The 18,472-nt window shown below is 57.6% G+C and carries 15 protein-coding genes; 9 read left to right on the top strand and 6 right to left on the bottom strand.

All coding sequences use genetic code 11. The features are described from left to right. Window positions 1-74 precede the first annotated feature (74 nt). The gene (locus C6A40_RS21165) at window positions 75-1,037 is read left to right on the top strand and encodes a LysR family transcriptional regulator (protein ID WP_008502735.1); all 963 of its coding nucleotides are present in this window, start codon (window positions 75-77) and stop codon (window positions 1,035-1,037) included. On the opposite strand, the gene aldB is transcribed toward C6A40_RS21165, so the two are convergent. The 6 genes from aldB to C6A40_RS21135 all read right to left on the bottom strand — a co-directional run bounded on the left by aldB (window position 1,034) and on the right by C6A40_RS21135 (window position 8,186). Further along, complete coding sequence (gene aldB, locus C6A40_RS21160) at window positions 1,034-2,572, bottom strand: aldehyde dehydrogenase AldB (protein ID WP_023345218.1); 1,539 nt, start codon at window positions 2,570-2,572, stop codon at window positions 1,034-1,036. The genes C6A40_RS21165 and aldB overlap by 4 nt on opposite strands. A gap of 86 nt (window positions 2,573-2,658) precedes the next feature. Beyond that, window positions 2,659-4,506 carry a selenocysteine-specific translation elongation factor gene (gene selB / locus C6A40_RS21155; RefSeq protein ID WP_032664679.1) on the bottom strand — a complete coding sequence of 616 codons (1,848 nt, stop codon included), beginning with the start codon at window positions 4,504-4,506 and terminating at the stop codon, window positions 2,659-2,661. Further along, on the bottom strand, window positions 4,503-5,888 hold the full coding sequence (gene selA, locus C6A40_RS21150; protein ID WP_045337114.1) for an L-seryl-tRNA(Sec) selenium transferase: 1,386 nt from the start codon (window positions 5,886-5,888) through the stop codon (window positions 4,503-4,505). The genes selB and selA overlap by 4 nt, the downstream gene beginning before the upstream one ends. Before the next feature lie 103 nt (window positions 5,889-5,991). Then, window positions 5,992-6,600, bottom strand: coding sequence for a glutathione S-transferase (locus C6A40_RS21145; protein ID WP_045337116.1), 609 nt, complete (start codon window positions 6,598-6,600; stop codon window positions 5,992-5,994). Window positions 6,601-6,690: 90 nt separating this feature from the next. Next, window positions 6,691-7,827, bottom strand: a complete 1,137-nt coding sequence (locus C6A40_RS21140) for an HlyD family secretion protein (RefSeq protein ID WP_021242439.1) — start codon at window positions 7,825-7,827, stop codon at window positions 6,691-6,693. Between the two features lie 2 nt (window positions 7,828-7,829). Beyond that, window positions 7,830-8,186, bottom strand: coding sequence for a DUF3302 domain-containing protein (locus C6A40_RS21135; RefSeq protein WP_008502729.1), 357 nt, complete (start codon window positions 8,184-8,186; stop codon window positions 7,830-7,832). 658 nt (window positions 8,187-8,844) lie between these two features. Between C6A40_RS21135 and C6A40_RS21130 the strand changes: the two genes are divergently transcribed. From C6A40_RS21130 to C6A40_RS21095, 8 genes are all read left to right on the top strand, one after another. Then, window positions 8,845-10,752, top strand: coding sequence for a PTS mannitol transporter subunit IICBA (locus C6A40_RS21130; RefSeq protein WP_045337118.1), 1,908 nt, complete (start codon window positions 8,845-8,847; stop codon window positions 10,750-10,752). Between the two features lie 100 nt (window positions 10,753-10,852). Then, entirely contained in the window at window positions 10,853-12,001 is a 1,149-nt protein-coding gene (mtlD, locus tag C6A40_RS21125; protein ID WP_023294816.1) for a mannitol-1-phosphate 5-dehydrogenase, read from the top strand. After that, entirely contained in the window at window positions 11,998-12,588 is a 591-nt protein-coding gene (mtlR, locus tag C6A40_RS21120; RefSeq protein WP_008502725.1) for a mannitol operon repressor MtlR, read from the top strand. The genes mtlD and mtlR overlap by 4 nt, the downstream gene beginning before the upstream one ends. A 58-nt stretch (window positions 12,589-12,646) precedes the next feature. Continuing rightward, window positions 12,647-13,009, top strand: coding sequence for a YibL family ribosome-associated protein (locus C6A40_RS21115; RefSeq protein ID WP_008502724.1), 363 nt, complete (start codon window positions 12,647-12,649; stop codon window positions 13,007-13,009). Window positions 13,010-13,280: 271 nt separating this feature from the next. Then, window positions 13,281-14,936 (top strand): L-lactate permease, encoded by a 1,656-nt coding sequence (gene lldP / locus C6A40_RS21110; protein WP_045337120.1) that lies wholly within the window; start codon window positions 13,281-13,283, stop codon window positions 14,934-14,936. Beyond that, window positions 14,933-15,706 carry a transcriptional regulator LldR gene (gene lldR, locus C6A40_RS21105; protein WP_045337122.1) on the top strand — a complete coding sequence of 258 codons (774 nt, stop codon included), beginning with the start codon at window positions 14,933-14,935 and terminating at the stop codon, window positions 15,704-15,706. Before lldP ends, lldR begins: the two co-directional genes overlap by 4 nt. Next, complete coding sequence (lldD, locus tag C6A40_RS21100) at window positions 15,703-16,890, top strand: quinone-dependent L-lactate dehydrogenase (RefSeq protein ID WP_008502721.1); 1,188 nt, start codon at window positions 15,703-15,705, stop codon at window positions 16,888-16,890. The genes lldR and lldD overlap by 4 nt, the downstream gene beginning before the upstream one ends. A 180-nt stretch (window positions 16,891-17,070) precedes the next feature. Further along, window positions 17,071-18,462, top strand: a complete 1,392-nt coding sequence (locus C6A40_RS21095; protein ID WP_239991061.1) for an MFS transporter — start codon at window positions 17,071-17,073, stop codon at window positions 18,460-18,462. The last annotated feature ends 10 nt before the right edge of the window (window positions 18,463-18,472 follow it).

Raw genomic sequence — 18,472 nt, 5'->3', positions numbered from 1 at the left:
GGTTACAAAATTGCCAATGCAACGCTGCGGTTTATATAATATTATATATAAAATCATATAGATGGGTGTGCATAATGAGTACATTACAGCTAAAACCACGCGAATTAAAAATTATCTCCGTCATTGCAGCCACCCACAGCATTGGTGATGCCGCCGCCCTGCTGGGTATGGCGCAGGCCAACGTCAGTAAATATCTGTCTGATTTTGAAACGCGGGTTGGGCTCAAGGTTTTTGAGCGCACCACGCGGCAGCTGGCCCTGACCCAGTTTGGTGAAGCGTTACTCCCCTACGTGAATGCCACGCTGGATAAGAACAGCCAGCTTGTTAATTTCATTGCTGATTATAAGCATGAAAAGCGCGGAAAAGTGACGATCTATGCCCCAACAGGTATCGTGACCTACCTCGCGCGACACGTGATCCATCAGATAGAAGACATCGGCGACATCCGCATCTCCCTGAAAACCTACAATCTGGACCGGAATGAATTTTCAGAAGGCGTTACCTTTCCGGATGACTGCGACATTTTAATTACCTATGCTCAGCCGAAAGACGAAAGCCTGGTTGCCAGCGTGTTGACACAATATTCCGTTACGGCCTTCGCAACCGTAGAATATTTAAATAAACATCCCTTAACCGGACCTGAAGATTTAATTAATCACTCCTGTATTCTCATTGACTCCATGCTGGTCGATGAAGCCAACATCTGGCGTTTCCGCGTGCACGGCAGCGATGACGTGCATGACTACCGGGTGACCGGTAATTATATTTGCGACAATACGCAGACGGCCCTGGAGCTGGCAAGAAATAATCTTGGGATTGTTTTTGCGCCAAAAGAGAGCCTGAAAAAAGAATTAACGAAAGGCATGCTCGTCCCCTGCTTCCCGCATCAGGAAGAGTGGTGGCTCGACCTGACCGCCATCTTCCGCAAACGCGAATACCAGCCCTGGCGCGTGCAATACGTTCTGGATGGCGTACTGAACTGCCTGCGCCAGCAAATCGCTCAGGCCGCCCACGGACGGCCTGAGCTGGGCGACTAGAACAGCCCCAGTGGCTTATCGGAATAGCTGACCAGCAGACATTTGGTCTGTTGGTAATGCTCCAGCATCATCTTGTGGGTTTCACGCCCGATGCCCGACTGCTTATAACCGCCAAATGCCGCGTGTGCCGGATAGGCGTGATAGCAGTTGGTCCAGACGCGCCCGGCCTGAATGCCGCGGCCCATTTTATAGGCCAGATTACCGTTGCGGCTCCAGACGCCTGCCCCCAGGCCATACGGCGTGTCGTTGGCAATCGCCAGCGCCTCCTCCATCGTTTTAAAGGTGGTCACGGCCAGCACCGGTCCGAAGATTTCCTCCTGGAAAACGCGCATGGTGTTCTGCCCGAACAGGATCGTCGGCTCAAGGTAATACCCGTCCTGCAGATCCCCTCCGAGCACCTTACGGCGTCCGCCGGTGAGAATATCCGCCCCCTCCTTCTTGCCGATGTCGATGTAGTTGAGGATCGTTTCCAGCTGTCCATGCGAGACCTGCGCCCCCATCTGGGTGACATTATCGAGCGGGTTACCGCTGCGGATAGACTCGACGCGGCGAATGGCCCGCTCCATAAAGCGCTCGTAGATGGATTCCTGCACCAGCGCGCGGCTTGGGCAGGTGCAGACTTCGCCCTGGTTAAACGCAAACAGCGCAAACCCTTCCAGGGCTTTATCGAAGAAGGCATCCTCTTCCTCCATCACGTCCTCGAAGAAGATGTTCGGGGATTTCCCGCCCAGCTCGAGGGTCACCGGAATGATGTTTTGCGTGGCGTACTGCATGATCTGCTGGCCCACCTCCGTCGACCCGGTAAACGCCACTTTGGCAATCCGTTTTGAGGTGGCCAGATATTCCCCTATCTCACCGCCCGCACCGTTGACCACGTTAATCACGCCCGGCGGCAGCAGATCGCCAACGATTTCCATCAGCAGCAGGACCGAGAGCGGGGTCAGACGCGCCGGTTTGAGCACAATACAGTTTCCGGCCGCCAGCGCGGGCGCCATTTTCCAGCTCGCCATCAGCAGCGGGAAGTTCCACGGAATAATTTGGCCTACTACCCCCAGCGGTTCGTGGAAGTGATACGCCACGGTGTCGCTGTCAACTTCGCTGATCCCGCCCTCCTGCGCGCGAATACAGGAGGCAAAATAGCGGAAGTGGTCGATAGCCAGCGGCACGTCAGCCGCCATCGTTTCCCGGATCGGCTTGCCGTTATCCCAGGTTTCCGCCGTCGCCAGCAGCTCCAGATTCTGCTCCATCCGGTCGGCGATTTTGAACAGGATCGCCGCCCGGTCCTGCACGGAGGTGTGAGCCCATTTCTCTTTCGCTTTGTGCGCCGCATCCAGCGCCAGGTCGATATCACGCTTACCGGAGCTGGCAATCTCGCACAGCGGCTGGCCGGTAACCGGGGTCAGGTTGGAATAGTATTCGCCGTCGACGGGAGCGACCCAGTCGCCGCCAATAAAGTTGTCATAACGGGGCTTCAGCTTGAGGGGAAAACCATACTCGCCGGGCTGGATACGCGATGAGGGAGGATTGTTTGTCATGTCCGTCTCCTTGCTGTTGGTGTACAACAAGGGTAGTTCCGGCTGGCGATTTTCTCGCCAGCCGGTAACGGTGTTTACGACGGAGGTCACGGAGTTTCAGGAAATAATAACGAATCGCGCAACAGATGATCGTTACCGCGACGGCGGGTAAAGCCGATGCGGTTGAAATACTCCAGGATCTGGATCGCCAGCTTACGGCCCACGTTCAACCGATCGCGGAAATCCGCTGCGCAGGTCGAGCCGCGCGCCTGATCCAGCTCGCGGATCAGGTTGGCAAACGCCACAATGCGATCGTTACGGTAGTAACGATCTTTCACGATCGCGACGATTAGCCCCTGCTGCGCCGCATGGCGCAATACCTGGCGCATCACCTGCTCGTCGGTGTTGGTTTCGCGAGCCAGATCCCGAACCCACCACGGCTCATCGCCAAACAGCGGGGCTACTTTTTGCCATATCGCCTCCTGATCTGCGGTGAACCCGGCCTTGTGATCCGGCAGGTGCAGCCAGCCGTGGTGGCTTTTAATCACCCCGCTTTCGCGCATGTTTTCGATCAGCAGCAGCACCAGCGCATCGTCTTCCATCGGCAGCGCCATGCGTCGCAGACGCTCACGGCCCGGGCCTGGCTCGTCCTGATGCTGTTCGTGGTAAGTCGCAAGCGTGTTCAGTATCTTACGCTGCCATTGCGCAGCAACCGGGGCATTGAGCAGGCTGTCTCCGGCCTGTATAAAGCCCGGCTCCTGGGTCAGCTGGCGTAAGCCTTCCCCGCTCAGCTGGCGTGCCCATGCAAAATCACGCAGACTCACCGCCCCGCGATCGAGGTGCACCCGCAGCGCGGCGTTATCCTCTTTGGCCTGCGCCAGCGCGGCCAGCCACTGCAGATATTCCGGCTTACGCTTGCCGCGTCGAGGTGGGTTAAGCGCCACCACGCGCGCCCCCGCCAGCGTTTCCCTTGCAGAAATGTCACGCAGTACCAGACGATCGTTGTCTGCCAGCCAGAGCGGCGAATCGAATACCAGCTCGGCAAGGTCGTTTTCCAGCAGCGACACGCGCCCGGTGATATGGCTGGCCGCGTGGTGAATATGCAGCGGCTGCCATTGGGTCAACGGTATGTGTGTCTGCAGGGAGACAATCACGCGTTCAGACGGTTCCGGTGGAGCATCGGCCAGCAGCCAGTCTCCGCGGTTCAGCTGCTCTTTTTCCGCATCCCCGGCAATGTTCAGCGCGATACGTTGTCCGGCGTGGGCACGGTCAGCGGGCTGGTTTTGTGCATGCAGTCCGCGCACGCGCATCGGTTTATTCACGCCCGTCAGCCAGAGGGTATCTCCCACGCTGACTTCACCGCTCAGCGCGGTGCCGGTTACGACCAGCCCCGCACCTTTTACGGTAAAGGCCCGGTCGATCGCCAGACGAAAGCGGTGATGGCTGGCGTGAGCGCGTGATGAAAGGTGCTGTAAATGGTGGCGAAGTTCGTCGATACCACGCCCTTCTGTCGCCACGGTGACAAAAAGCGATGCGTCGGCAAAGCCATACTCCCGCAGGGTCGCCTGGACCGTTTCGCGCACCTCGCTGACGCGCGCGTCATCCACGCGATCGGCTTTGGTCAGCGCCACGGTCAGCTGCGGGTTGCCGGTTAGCTGCAGGATCGCCAGGTGCTCGCGGGTTTGCGCCATCACGCCGTCATCGCAGGCCACCACCAGCAGGGCATGATCGATGCCGCCCACGCCCGCCAGCATGTTAGACAGAAACTTTTCATGCCCCGGCACATCAATAAAGCCCAGCACGCGGCCATCAGGCTGGGGCCAGTAGGCATAGCCCAGATCGATGGTCATGCCGCGCTTTTTCTCTTCCGGCAGGCGATCGGCATTTACGCCGGTAATCGCCTGCAGTAACGTGGTTTTTCCGTGGTCAACGTGACCGGCGGTGGCAATAATCATTTCAACAACATCTCCAGAAATCGCTCTTCATCTTCAAGGCAGCGCAGATCCAGCCACATTCGGCCGTCGTAAATCCGCCCGATAACCGGCGTCGGCAGGCCACGCCAGCGTGACGACAGGGCGTCAAGATGGCTACCGCGCCCGTCACGCGGCGTGAACGTCAGCGCCTCACTCGGCAGCCTGTCCACCGGCAGCGAACCGCTGCCAATCTGCGACTGGCAGGGCTCAATGCGAACGTCAAAATCGGGGTAGTGCGGGGCGACGCGCGGCAGCAGTAACTCGGCCTGGGCGCGAATCGAGGCGGCATCCCGGCTTAACAGGCGCAGCGTGGGCAGGCGCTCAGCCAGTTTTTCCGGATGGAGATAGAGCCGCAGCGTCGCCTCCAGCGCGGCAAGCGTCATTTTATCGGCGCGCAGGGCGCGCTTGAGCGGATGCTGCTGCAGCTGCGCAATCAGCTCGCGCTTGCCGACGATAATCCCGGCCTGCGGCCCGCCCAGCAGTTTGTCGCCGGAAAAGCTGACCAGGCTAACGCCCGCCGCAATCATCTCTTGCGGCATCGGCTCTTTTGGCAGCCCGTACAGGCTCAGATCCACCAGCGAACCGCTGCCGAGATCGGCAATCACCGGTATATTCAGTTCGCGCCCAATCGCCGCCAGCTCCGCCTCTTCAACCGTTTTGGTGAAGCCTTCAATATGGTAATTGCTGGTGTGGACCTTCATCAGCAGGGCGGTATTTTCATTCACCGCCGCGCGATAGTCTTTCGCATGGGTACGATTGGTGGTGCCCACCTCATGCAGCGTACAGCCCGCCTGGCGCATCACGTCCGGGATGCGAAATGCCCCGCCAATCTCCACCAGCTCGCCGCGGGACACCACCACCTCTTTGCCGCTGGCGGTGGCCGCCAGCATCAGCAGCACCGCTGCGGCGTTATTATTCACAATGCAGGCATCTTCCGCGCCGGTCAGCTGGCACAGCAGCTCCGCCAGCGCGCGGTCGCGGTGCCCGCGTCCGGCGCCGTCCAGATCGTACTCCAGCGTTACGGGCGCTTGCATGGCCTGCACGACCGCGGCAACGGCCTCTTCCGCCTGCTGCGCGCGCCCCAGGTTGGTATGAAGCACGGTTCCGGTCAGGTTTATCACCGGGCGTAATGCGCTTTGCGCCTTCTCATCCAGCCGCTGTTCAACTTCCTGCTCCCACGCGCTACACCAGGCGGGCAAGGCGTTTTCTGCCTGAATCGCGCAGCGGGCTTCGTCCTGAAGCAGGCGTAACATTTCCACCGTCGCGGTATGGCCGAAACGCTCAGCAACGGCATGAATGCGGGGTTCGCGAAGAAGACGGTCGGTAGCGGGGATCTGGCTGTACAGCGAATGATGAGTAGTCATGAAGGCGCCTGGCGAGTAAATATCTTCCCCCCTCCCGACGGGAGAGGGAGTTAACATGTGGGGGGATTGTACCGCCTCCGACGGCGAAGTGTTATAACCCGCGTCAAGCCTTTGGTGGTTCGGTACGGGCAAAGCTCTCGCGGCTAAACAGCGTGTCTGCAAGCTTCACCAGCAGCGGACGGTCGACGCACCAGCCCGGGGAGACGTGGCGGAAGTTGAGATAACCAATCGCGCAGACGATGGCGATGGTTCCCAGGTTCAGGCTGTCGGTGTCGATCTTTCCCTCCCGGATAAGCTGTTCACACCTGTCCAGGCTGCGGCTGATTTTTTCCCGCTGGCGTAACAGTTCCGTTTCCGACTGCTGGGCAGCGGGCCTTGCCTGTTCCCGTACGGAGGTTAATGCCGCATCCATAATACCGTCGGCCAGGGCTTCGACCTGCTTCACCGCCAGCGCCGCTTTTGGGTCAGCAGGCAGCATAGCCGGGGCAACGCCCAGCAGCTCAATGTACTCGGCAATTATTGGGGAATCGAACCAGTACTCGCCCTCGTCCGTAACCAGCGCCGGGACTTTTCCCAGCGGGTTGTACTGCGCAACGCCGTTTTCCGCGTTGTAAGGCTGTTCATTCACAAATTCAAATTCAATCCCCTTCTCCAGCAGGAGAATCGAGATTTTTCGCACGAAGGGACTGGTGTAGCTGCCGATGAGTTTCATTGCCTGATCCTTAATGCCGGAAAAAAGTCAGTATGGATCAAGCGATGAAAAAAGGGCAGGTCTGCATGTCGCATTCCTGCCCTGGAAGGATTAGTGATCGAGGTAGAGGTAGTGCATCCAGCTGGTCATACGCAGCAGTACTTTACGCATGACCGAGACGTGGGCGAAGTGGTCCGAATAGACCGCCACCTGGGCATAGATACCGTCCGGCAGGGCATCGACTTCAGCGTCAGGGCTCAGCTCGATGATGGCCTGCACGCCATCCGTGCCCGGCGTGACCGTCAGCGACTGGAGCGCACCCTGCGCCTGATAGGTTCCCCCCGGCACCACCGGCAGAATTGCGGTGAGCTTCCCGGAGAATACCTGGCCCGGCAGGGCGTTAAACACCACTTCCGCTTCATCGCCCGGTTTCAGACGCAGCAGCGAGTTCTGGCGGAACTGGGCCACAATCTGACGCTTCTGTTCAGGAATGAAGACCATTACCGGACGCAGAGGCAGCGCGGCGGCATAGGTCCCCGGACGGATCAGCACCTGGGTGATGTAACCATCGCTCGGCGCACGCACTACGGTCTGGTCCAGGTTATATTTGGCTTCGGCAAGCTGGGCACGTAACGAAGCAATCTGTGACTGCTCGCCGTTCACCATGCTGTCTAACTGGCTTTGAATCTGCACCTGCTCAGCCACGGAGCCTTTCACCATGGCATCCTGTGCCAGATAGTTTTGCCGCGCGTTATCAATATCGCTTTCAGAGAAAGGATTCACCTTCGCCTGGCTGCCTTTCAGGTAGCGCTGATAATCTTTATAGAGGCGATCGCGCTCAGCGGAGACGCGTGTGGTATTGGCAACCGCTTCCGACAGCTGCGCTTTCAGGTTATCGATATTGTGCGTCGCGGTTACCAGGTCGGCCTGGAGTCTGTCGACGCGCGCCTGGTAGCGGCCAGGATCCAGTTTAAATAACACTTCGCCTTTTTTAATAAGCTGGTTATTTTTATCCGTGACTTCACTGACCACACCGGTCACCTGCGGCGTGATTGGAATAGAAATAACCGCTTTTTGCGCCGTAAAGGTATACGGATGGTTATAGTTCATTAACAGAATAAGACCGGCAACAATAAATACGCCGCCTAATGTTGCGGTGGCAAGCGTCCACTGGTTGACCGGAATTCGGAATATTTTAAAAATGGCCCAGGCAAATGCCACGTAGGTCAAAATAATCAACAGATCCATGATTAGCGCTCCAGCGTGTTCTTATCAGCAGTGGGCTGTACTGCAGCCAGCTTTTGTTCGAGTTCCGCCACGCGTTTGGCCAGCGCATCCATGCCCGGAACTTCATCAGGCTTTGTGATGTGGTTTTGCATGCCCCAGCCGCGATCTTCGCGGTACAGCGTGGCCCAAATCCACAGGAATGGCCAGATGGCATGGAGTGTAAACAGGCTAATCCAGCCTGCCGTATGAATGGCATCGGCATGCGGATGGTTACGCTTTTTGGCCATATTATAAGGAATATCATGGATGGCGATGATTCCGTAAAAGAGAACCAGAAATACAAAAATCAATACGCCCAGCGCAAAATAGTTGAGAAACATATTCTCCTCACTTAAACAACGTCAACTCATTAAATTAATAAAACGGTACGCAACCTAATTAATTTTTTTATAAACACGGGGATGTGCTTACTATTTCCGAGCCGGGGAGTATGAGTTTTTATAATATCTCCATGCAAGTTTATAAGCGTGTCAAAATATATCCTGAATAATAATAGACTTAACCTTACAATATGAGCGTAATCCACGTTTTAACTTTTCGCCATACCACACATCAAAAGTGGTTTTTTAGCTTATCGTGTCGTGCCATATCATCCTGGCGCTGAAACGCGAAGCAGAGTTTGCCGCCGATCACAGCCGGAGAAATCTGCATAAAAATATTTTGTGAAATCAGTCACAATCCAGAAACAAACACGCCATAACAAAACGTGACGGTAATCACACAAAGGGGTGGATTTTGCTTTTTTTATCGCCATCGTATTTTTTTTGCCCACTTATTTTGTGATTGAGATCACTTCATTGACATCCCTACCCCCTGCCTTTACGTGACACGCATCACATAAATTTTCCCTGTCTGGACAGTTGAACGATTCAGTGCCAGATTTCACAGCATCAGAACAGGGCCCGGCTACCTCTGCCGCCTCATTAACAATAAACCTCGGGCCATAAGCCTAAGCGTAAACAGAAGAAGGGGTGTTTTATGTCATCCGATTTCAAGATCAAAGTTCAAAGCTTTGGTCGTTTCCTCAGCAACATGGTGATGCCAAATATCGGCGCGTTTATCGCGTGGGGTATCATCACTGCATTGTTCATTCCGACAGGGTGGTTGCCTAACGAAACGCTGGCGAAACTTGTTGGCCCAATGATTACCTATCTCCTGCCGCTGCTCATCGGTTTCACCGGGGGTCGTCTGGTGGGCGGTGACCGTGGTGGCGTCGTGGGTGCCATCACAACCATGGGTGTTATCGTCGGTGCGGATATGCCGATGTTCCTCGGTGCGATGATTGCCGGTCCTCTGGGCGGCTGGGCGATTAAGAAGTTCGACGTCTGGGTTGATGGTAAGATCAAATCCGGCTTCGAAATGCTGGTGAACAACTTCTCTGCGGGCATCATCGGGATGATCCTCGCCATTCTGGCGTTCCTCGGCATTGGCCCTGCGGTTGAAGTGCTGTCTAAAATTCTGGCGGCAGGCGTTAACTTCATGGTGGCGCACGAGATGCTGCCGCTGGCGTCTATCTTTGTTGAACCGGCGAAAATCCTGTTCCTTAACAACGCCATCAACCACGGCATCTTCTCGCCGCTGGGTATCCAGCAGTCTCACGATCTCGGCAAGTCCATCTTCTTCCTGATTGAAGCCAACCCGGGTCCAGGTATGGGCGTTCTGCTGGCGTACATTTTCTTTGGCCGTGGCAGCGCAAAACAGTCTGCTGGCGGTGCGGCGATCATCCACTTCCTGGGCGGTATCCACGAAATTTACTTCCCTTACGTGCTGATGAACCCACGTCTGATCCTGGCCGTTATCCTCGGCGGTATGACCGGCGTGTTCACGCTGAGCGTGCTGGGCGGCGGTCTGGTTTCTCCGGCCTCTCCGGGTTCTATCCTGGCGGTACTGGCGATGACGCCAAAAGGCGCTTACTTCGCGAACCTCGCGGCTATCTTTGCGGCAATGGCCGTCTCCTTCGTGGTCTCTTCTATCCTGCTGAAAACCAGCAAGGTGAAAGAAGATGATGACATCGAAGCCGCAACCCGTCGTATGCACGACATGAAAGCCGAATCCAAAGGCGCGACGCCACTGGCAGCCGGTGATGTCTCTAACGACCTGAGCCACGTGCGTAAAATCATCGTTGCCTGCGACGCCGGTATGGGTTCCAGCGCAATGGGTGCAGGCGTGCTGCGTAAGAAAGTGCAGGATGCGGGCCTGACCAACATCTCCGTGACCAACAGCGCCATTAACAGCCTGCCGCCGGATGTTGACCTGGTTATCACGCACCGCGATCTGACCGAACGCGCCATGCGTCAGGTACCACAGGCACAGCACATTTCGCTGACCAACTTCCTCGACAGCGGCCTGTATACCAGCCTGACCGAACGTCTGGTTGCCGCGCAGCGTCACGAAGACAACGAAGTGAAAGTGCGCTCCAGCCTGCAGGACAGCTTTGACGAGAGCAACGCCCACCTGTTTAAGCTGGGTGCGGAAAACATCTTCCTCGGTCGTACCGCGGCCACTAAAGAAGACGCGATTCGCTTTGCCGGTGAGCAGCTGGTGAAAGGCGGCTACGTTCAGCCTGAATATGTCGACGCGATGCTGGAACGCGAAAAACTGACCCCGACCTATCTGGGCGAATCCATCGCGGTGCCGCACGGTACGGTTGAAGCGAAAGATCGCGTCCTGAAAACCGGCGTCGTATTCTGTCAGTACCCGCAGGGCGTTCGCTTCGGTGAAGAAGAAGACGACATCGCCCGTCTGGTGATTGGTATCGCCGCTCGCAACAACGAGCACATTCAGGTGATTACCAGCCTGACCAACGCGCTGGATGATGAGTCCGTCATTGAGCGTCTGGCCAACACCACCAGCGTTGAAGAAGTTCTGGCTCTGCTTAACAAATAACGGTACTCCTCCCTCTCCCCCCGGGGAGAGGGCTAGGGTGAGGGGAAAACGTTCCTCACCCCAGCCCTCTCGGGTAAAAACATTGATGAAGGTTAACACTATGAAAGCATTACATTTTGGCGCAGGTAATATCGGTCGTGGTTTTATCGGTAAACTGCTGGCAGACGCGGGCATTACCCTGACATTCGCCGATGTGAATCAGGTCGTCCTGGATGCCCTGAATGCCCGTCATAGCTATCAGGTCCATGTGGTGGGCGAAAACGAGCAGGTTGAGACAGTATCTGGCGTCAACGCGGTCAGCAGCATCGGCGACGACGTTATTGATCTTATCGCCAGCGTCGATCTGGTCACCACCGCCGTGGGCCCGGTTGTGCTTGAGCGCATCGCCCCTGCGGTCGCGAAAGGCCTGGCAAAACGTAAAGCTCAGGGTATCGACACCCCGCTGAACATCATCGCCTGTGAAAACATGGTGCGCGGCACCACGCAGCTGAAAGGCCACGTTCTCAACGCTGTGGCAGATGAAGACAAAGCCTGGGTGGAAGCGCACGTCGGGTTTGTGGATTCCGCCGTGGACCGTATCGTTCCGCCTTCCGAATCCGCGACCAACGACCCGCTGGAAGTGACCGTGGAAACCTTCAGCGAGTGGATCGTTGATAAAACCCAGTTTAAAGGCGACTTGCCTACTATTCCGGGAATGGAATTAACCGATAACCTGATGGCATTTGTCGAACGCAAACTCTTCACGCTGAACACCGGGCATGCTATAACCGCGTACCTCGGAAAATTGGCCGGTCATCAGACCATTCGTGATGCGATCCTCGATGAGAAGATCCGCGCGGTGGTAAAAGGGGCAATGGAAGAGAGCGGCGCGGTGCTGATCAAACGCTACGGTTTTGATGCTGAGAAACACGCAGCATACATCCAGAAAATCCTCGGTCGCTTTGAAAACCCGTATCTGAAAGATGACGTTGAGCGCGTGGGCCGTCAGCCGCTGCGTAAGCTGAGCGCGGGCGACCGCCTGATTAAGCCGCTGCTGGGCACGCTGGAATACGGTCTGCCGCACGCCAACCTGGTGAAAGGGATTGCCGCCGCGATGCACTACCGCAGCGAGCAGGATCCACAGGCGCAGGAACTGGCTCAGCTGATTGATAACAAAGGCGCGCAGGCTGCGCTGGCGCAGATTTCCGGTCTGGACGCCAACAGCGACGTGGTTGTGGAGGCGGTTAACGCATACAACGCAACCAAATGATGCAGAATGCGGCGCAGGTAATCCTGCGCCCTGATTACAGATTGTCAGATATGCAGGCAATAATGGAACAAACCCAGGCCTTTGAAAATCGTGTGCTTGAGCGTCTGAATGCTGGCAAAACCGTACGAAGTTTCCTGATTGCCGCCGTCGAGCTGTTAACCGAGGCGGTGAATATCCTGGTGCTTCAGGTGTTTCGCAAAGACGACTACGCGGTAAAATATGCTGTAGAACCGTTACTGGACGGAGACGGACCGCTGGGCGATTTATCCGTGCGTCTGAAGCTGATTTATGGTCTTGGCGTGCTGAACCGACAAGAGTATGAAGATGCGGAGCTGTTAATGGCGCTGCGCGAAGAGCTCAACCATGACGGTAACGAATACACCTTTACCGACGATGAGATCCTGGGGCCGTTCGGCGAGCTGCACTGCGTCACCGCGCTCCCTCCGGCACCGCAGTTTGATAACAGCGACCCGGAACTCTACGCGATGCAAAAGCTGCGTTATCAACAGGTTGTCCGTTCTACGATGGTCCTTTCCCTGACTGAGCTGATTTCCCGAATCAGCTTAAAAAAAGCGTTTCAGAAGTAAGCCTGCTCACATTGGTGTATCCTTCCCTGTAAATTCCCCGTTTTCAGAGTTATTTGTCATGAAAGAAGTCGAAAAGAACGAAATTAAACGCCTGAGCGACCGCCTGGATCTGATCCGCCACCAGATGGCGGGCCTGTCGCTGGTCGATTCCGCCGAGAAATATGCCGAGCTTGAAAAAGAGACCGCAAAGCTGGAAGCGGAGATTGAGCGCCTGCGCGAGGTCAAAGGCCAGAAGCTGAGCAAAGAAGCGCAGAAGCTGATGAACATGCCGCACCGCCGTGCGATCACCAAAAAAGAGCAGGCCGACATGGGCAAGCTGAAGAAAAGCGTCCGTGGTCTGGTGGTGGTTCACCCGATGACCGAGCTTGGCCGCGAAATGGGCCTGAAAGAGATGACGGGTTTTTGTAAGACGGCGTTCTGATTTCATGCCGGGTGGCGCTGCGCTTACCCGGCCTACTCTTTTCCCCTTCGCGTGAATTGGTCCAACCAATAGCGCAATCAATCCTCCCCCGGTTCACAATTCCATTATTTCCGCTCACAAAACCATTGCCAGCTCATAACATCTGGTTAACCATTCATTGTCATTAACCCTACAACACAACATTGGCAGGACCACTTTTACACAGACTGTGACGCAGAGATGAGCGGAGACTCACCCGCAGCGCAGGCTGTCCGGTCCCCAGGAGACCTGCATGAGCCTCTGGCAACAAAACTACGACCCGGCCGGAAATATCTGGCTATCGAGCCTGATCGCATCGCTGCCGATCCTGTTCTTCTTCTTTGCGCTGATTAAGCTCAAGCTGAAGGGCTACCTTGCCGCGACGTACACCGTCGCCATCGCCCTGCTGGTGGCGCTGTTCTTCTACAAGATGCCGGTCGATCGCGCGTTGGCCTCCGTCGTTTACGGTTTCTTCTACGGCCTGTGGCCGATTGCGTGGATCATCATCGCGGCGGTCTTCGTCTATAAAATCTCGGTGAAAACCGGGCAGTTCGACATCATCCGCTCGTCGATTCTCTCCATCACGCCGGACCAGCGCCTGCAGATGCTGATTGTCGGCTTCTCCTTTGGGGCGTTTCTGGAAGGCGCGGCAGGCTTTGGCGCACCGGTGGCGATCACCGCCGCGCTGCTGGTGGGGCTGGGCTTTAACCCGCTGTATGCCGCGGGCCTGTGCCTGATTGTGAACACCGCGCCGGTGGCGTTTGGCGCGATGGGTATTCCGATTCTGGTCGCGGGCCAGGTGACCGGTCTGGACAGCTTTGAGATTGGCCAGATGGTTGGCCGCCAGCTGCCGTTCCTGACCATTATCGTCCTCTTCTGGATCATGGCGATTATGGACGGCTGGCGCGGCGTGAAGGAGACCTGGCCTGCGGTGATGGTGGCGGGCGGTTCGTTCGCGATTGCCCAGTACCTCAGCTCGAACTTCCTTGGCCCGGAGCTGCCGGACATCATCTCTTCGCTGGTGTCGCTGGTCTGCCTGACGCTGTTCCTGAAACGCTGGCAGCCGATCCGTATTTTCCGCTTCGCCGACATGGGCGCTTCGCAGGTCGATCAAACGCTGGCCCGCACCGGCTACACCGCAGGCCAGGTGATCCGCGCCTGGTCGCCGTTCCTGTTCCTGACCGCCACGGTTACGCTGTGGAGCATCCCGCCGTTTAAAGCCCTGTTCGCCCCGGGCGGCGCGCTGTACGACATGGTCATTAACGTTTCGGTGCCGTTCCTCGACAAGATGGTCGCCCGTATGCCGCCGGTGGTGCACGCCGCCACGCCGTATGCCGCGGTCTATAAATTCGACTGGTTCTCCGCCACCGGGACCGCCATCCTGTTTGCCGCTATTCTTTCCGTGGTGTGGCTGCGCATGAAGCCTGCGGCGGCGGTACAGACCTTTGCGGCGACCGTTAAAGAGCTGATGCTGCCGATTTACTCCATCGGCATGGTGCTGGCGTTCGCGTTTATCTCGAACTACTCCGGCCTGTCGTCGACGCTGGCACTGGCGCTGGCCCATACCAGCCACGCCTTCACCTTCTTCTCGCCGTTCCTCGGCTGGCTGGGGGTGTTCCTGACCGGTTCCGATACCTCGTCTAACGCCCTGTTTGCCGCACTGCAGGCCACGGCGGCCCAGCAGATTGGCGTGTCGGACGTCCTGCTGGTGGCCGCAAACACGACGGGCGGCGTGACCGGGAAAATGATCTCCCCGCAGTCCATCGCCATTGCCTGTGCGGCGGTGGGACTGGTCGGTAAAGAGTCGGATCTGTTCCGCTTTACCGTGAAACACAGCCTGATATTCACCTGCATGGTCGGGGTGATCACCACCCTGCAGGCCTATGTCTTAACCTGGATGATCCCATGATAGTGATGCCCAGACGCCTGTCCGACGAGATTGCCTCTCGCGTGCGGGCGCTGATTGAAGAACAACAGCTGGAAGCGGGCATGAAGTTGCCCGCCGAACGCCAGCTCGCCGCCCAGCTTGGCGTGTCGCGCAATTCACTGCGCGAGGCGCTGGCAACGCTGGTCAGCGAAGGGGTGCTGGTAAGCCGTCGCGGCGGCGGCACCTTTGTACGCTGGCAGCATGACGACTGGTCCGAGCAAAACATCGTTCAGCCGCTGAAAACGCTGATGGAGAACGACCCGGACTACAGCTTCGACATCCTTGAAGCGCGTCACGCCATCGAAACCAGTTCCGCCTGGCACGCGGCCATGCGGGCAACCGACGCCGACAAAGAGAAACTCATCGCCTGCTTTGAGGCCACGCAAAGCCGCGACCCGGATATCGCCTCCCAGGCGGACGTGCGCTTTCACCTGGCGATTGCCGAGGCGTCGCACAACGTGGTGCTGCTCCAGACCATGCGCGGGTTCTTCGACCTGCTGCAATCCTCCGTGAAGCAGAGCCGCCAGCGGATGTATCTGGTTCCGCCGGTGTTTGCCCAGCTGACCGAACAACACGAGGCGGTGCTCAACGCCATTCTGGCCGGTGATGCCGAGGCCGCACGCAAAGCGATGATGGCGCATCTCGGTTTCGTGCACACCACGATTAAACGATTCGATGAAGACCAGGCCCGACAGGCGCGTATTACCCGTCTGCCTGGCGACAGTGATATTTCCAGGGAGAACAAAGCATGATTATTTCAGCAGCCAGTGACTATCGCGCCGCGGCGCAGCGCATTTTGCCCCCGTTCCTGTTCCACTACATTGACGGAGGGGCGTATGCCGAATACACCCTGCGCCGCAACGTGGAAGACCTGTCGGAGGTGGCGCTGCGCCAGCGCGTGCTGAAGAATATGTCTGACCTCAGCCTTGAGACGAAACTGTTCAACGAAACGCTCTCCATGCCGGTCGCGCTCGCGCCTGTCGGCTTATGCGGCATGTACGCCCGCCGTGGTGAAGTGCAGGCCGCCGCCGCGGCGGATGCTAAAGGCATCCCGTTTACCCTCTCTACCGTCTCGGTTTGTCCGATTGAAGAGGTCGCCCCGACCATCAAGCGGCCAATGTGGTTCCAGCTGTACGTCCTGCGCGATCGCGGCTTTATGCGTAACGCGCTGGAGCGCGCCAAAGCGGCGGGCTGCTCCACGCTGGTCTTTACCGTTGATATGCCGACCCCCGGCGCGCGCTACCGCGATGCGCACTCCGGCATGAGCGGCCCAAATGCGGCGCTCCGCCGCTACTGGCAGGCGGTAACGCATCCACAGTGGGCGTGGGACGTCGGCCTGAACGGTCGTCCACACGATCTGGGGAATATCTCGGCGTATCTGGGTAAACCCACCGGGCTGGAGGATTACATCGGCTGGCTGGCGAACAACTTCGATCCGTCCATCTCCTGGAAAGACCTGGAGTGGATCCGCGAATTCTGGGACGGCCCGATGGTGATCAAGGGGATCCTCGACCCGGAAGATGCCCGCGATGCGGTCCGCTTTGGCGCAGACGGGATTGTGGTTTCTAACCACGGCGGCCGCCAGCTCGACGGGGTGCTCTCCTCCGCCCGCGCCCTGCCGGCCATTGCCGATGCGGTGAAAGGCGATATTGCCATCCTGGCCGACAGCGGGATCCGCAACGGGCTGGACGTGGTGCGCATGATTGCACTGGGTGCCGACAGCGTGCTGCTGGGGCGCGCGTATCTGTACGCCCTGGCGACCGCGGGCCAGGCGGGCGTGGCGAATCTGCTTAACCTGATCGAAAAAGAGATGAAGGTAGCGATGACGCTGACCGGTGCAAAAACGATTAGCGAAATCAGCAGGGATTCTCTGGTTCAGGAGTTAAGCAAATTACCGGCCGCGCTGGCTCCGCTTGCTCAGGGAAACGCGGCCTGAATTATCCCTCGTTAACACCTCTTCTCACGCGTCCGATCTCCCCCTCGGGCGCTTTTTTATGCCAAAAATAACATCCAGATAACATATTGGATAAGAAAATTTGACATCTACCTGTCGCCCGCAATTGTATAGACAAGCAAAGACAAGAACACAAAAACAACACACATCAGAGGGGAGCGTATGACCTATTCAGGTAAGGTGGATATTCAGCAGGTGATCGACGACAGCCGCTTTTCAGGGTTTCACTGGCTGCTCATTGTGCTGGGCTTTCTGGTTCTGGCGATCGATGGCTTTGATACGGCGGCGATGGGCTACATCGCGCCTACGCTGTCGGCAGAATGGGGGATACACAAACAGGATCTGGGGCCGGTGCTGAGCGCCGCGCTGCTGGGGCTGTCGCTGGGCGCGCTGATTGCCGGTCCGGTATCGGACCGGATGGGGCGCAAGCGCGTGCTGGTCTTTTCGTGCCTGTTCTTCGGCCTTGCGAGCCTGGGGACGGCCTGGGCGCAAAGTCTGAATACCCTGACGCTGTGGCGCTTCCTGACCGGCCTGGGGCTCGGTGCCGCCATGCCGAACGCCATTACGCTGATCTCCGAGTTTGCCCCCCAGCGCTGTCGCGCGATGGCGATCAATACCATGTACTGCGGCTTCCCGCTGGGTGCGGCGGGCGGCGGCGCGATCTCGTCCTGGCTGATTCCCCACCACGGCTGGCGAAGCGTGCTGCTGACCGGGGCAATTGCGCCGCTGATTTTAACGCTGCTGCTGGCGCTGGTTTTACCGGAGTCGGTGAAGTTTCTGGTGCAGCGCGGGAAAGACATCATGCAGGTCCGCCGTATCGCCAGCCGGTTCTCGCGCAGCACGCTGGAGGGCGTCACGGGCTTTTTCCTGGCGGAGGAGAAGGTCGCCTCTAAAAAAGGGAGCGTGTCGCAGCTGTTTTCCATGCCCTGGCTACCCGGCACCCTGATGCTGTGGGTGACCTATTTTATGGGGCTGGTGATTTACTACGTCCTGCTGAGCTGGATGCCGACGCTGATGCAGGGGATGGGCTATGCGCTGGCGGAATCCGCATGGCTGACTTCGCTGTTCACCTTCGGCGGTACCGCAGGCATTCTGCTCGCAGGCTGGATGATGGACCGCTGGGAAGCGCACAGGGTGGTCGCGGGCGGGTTTATCCTGACGATGGGCCTTATTCTGTTACTGGGCATTGAGCATAACCATATCGCCCTGTTTGGCGGGCTGATCTTCCTGATGGGGATCGCGATGAACGGTGCGCAGTCGGGCATGCAGACCCTGGCCGCCACCTTTTACCCTACCGAGTGCCGCGCGACGGGCATCGCCTGGATGCAGGGCATCGGCCGCTTTGGCGGCGTGGCGGGAACCATGACCAGCGCCCAGCTTCTTTCCATGCAGTGGCAGGCAGACAGTATTTTAATGATCCTCAGCGTGCCCGCTCTGCTAGCCGCGGCGGCAACTGTCTACAAAATGCGGCATAAGGGGTCCGCTTGGAAAACGGAATCTATGGTCACTCCCGTTTTTGCAACACCGATTTTGACGACAAGTTGGCTTGCTTGAATCTATCCGG

Origin of the sequence: Enterobacter sp. GER_MD16_1505_Eko_090, assembly GCF_003331015.1 — a bacterium.
Lineage (GTDB): Bacteria > Pseudomonadota > Gammaproteobacteria > Enterobacterales > Enterobacteriaceae > Enterobacter > Enterobacter roggenkampii.
The sequence above is the reverse complement of the archived record's forward strand: the minus strand, read 5'-3'. Positions and strand labels throughout refer to the sequence as shown.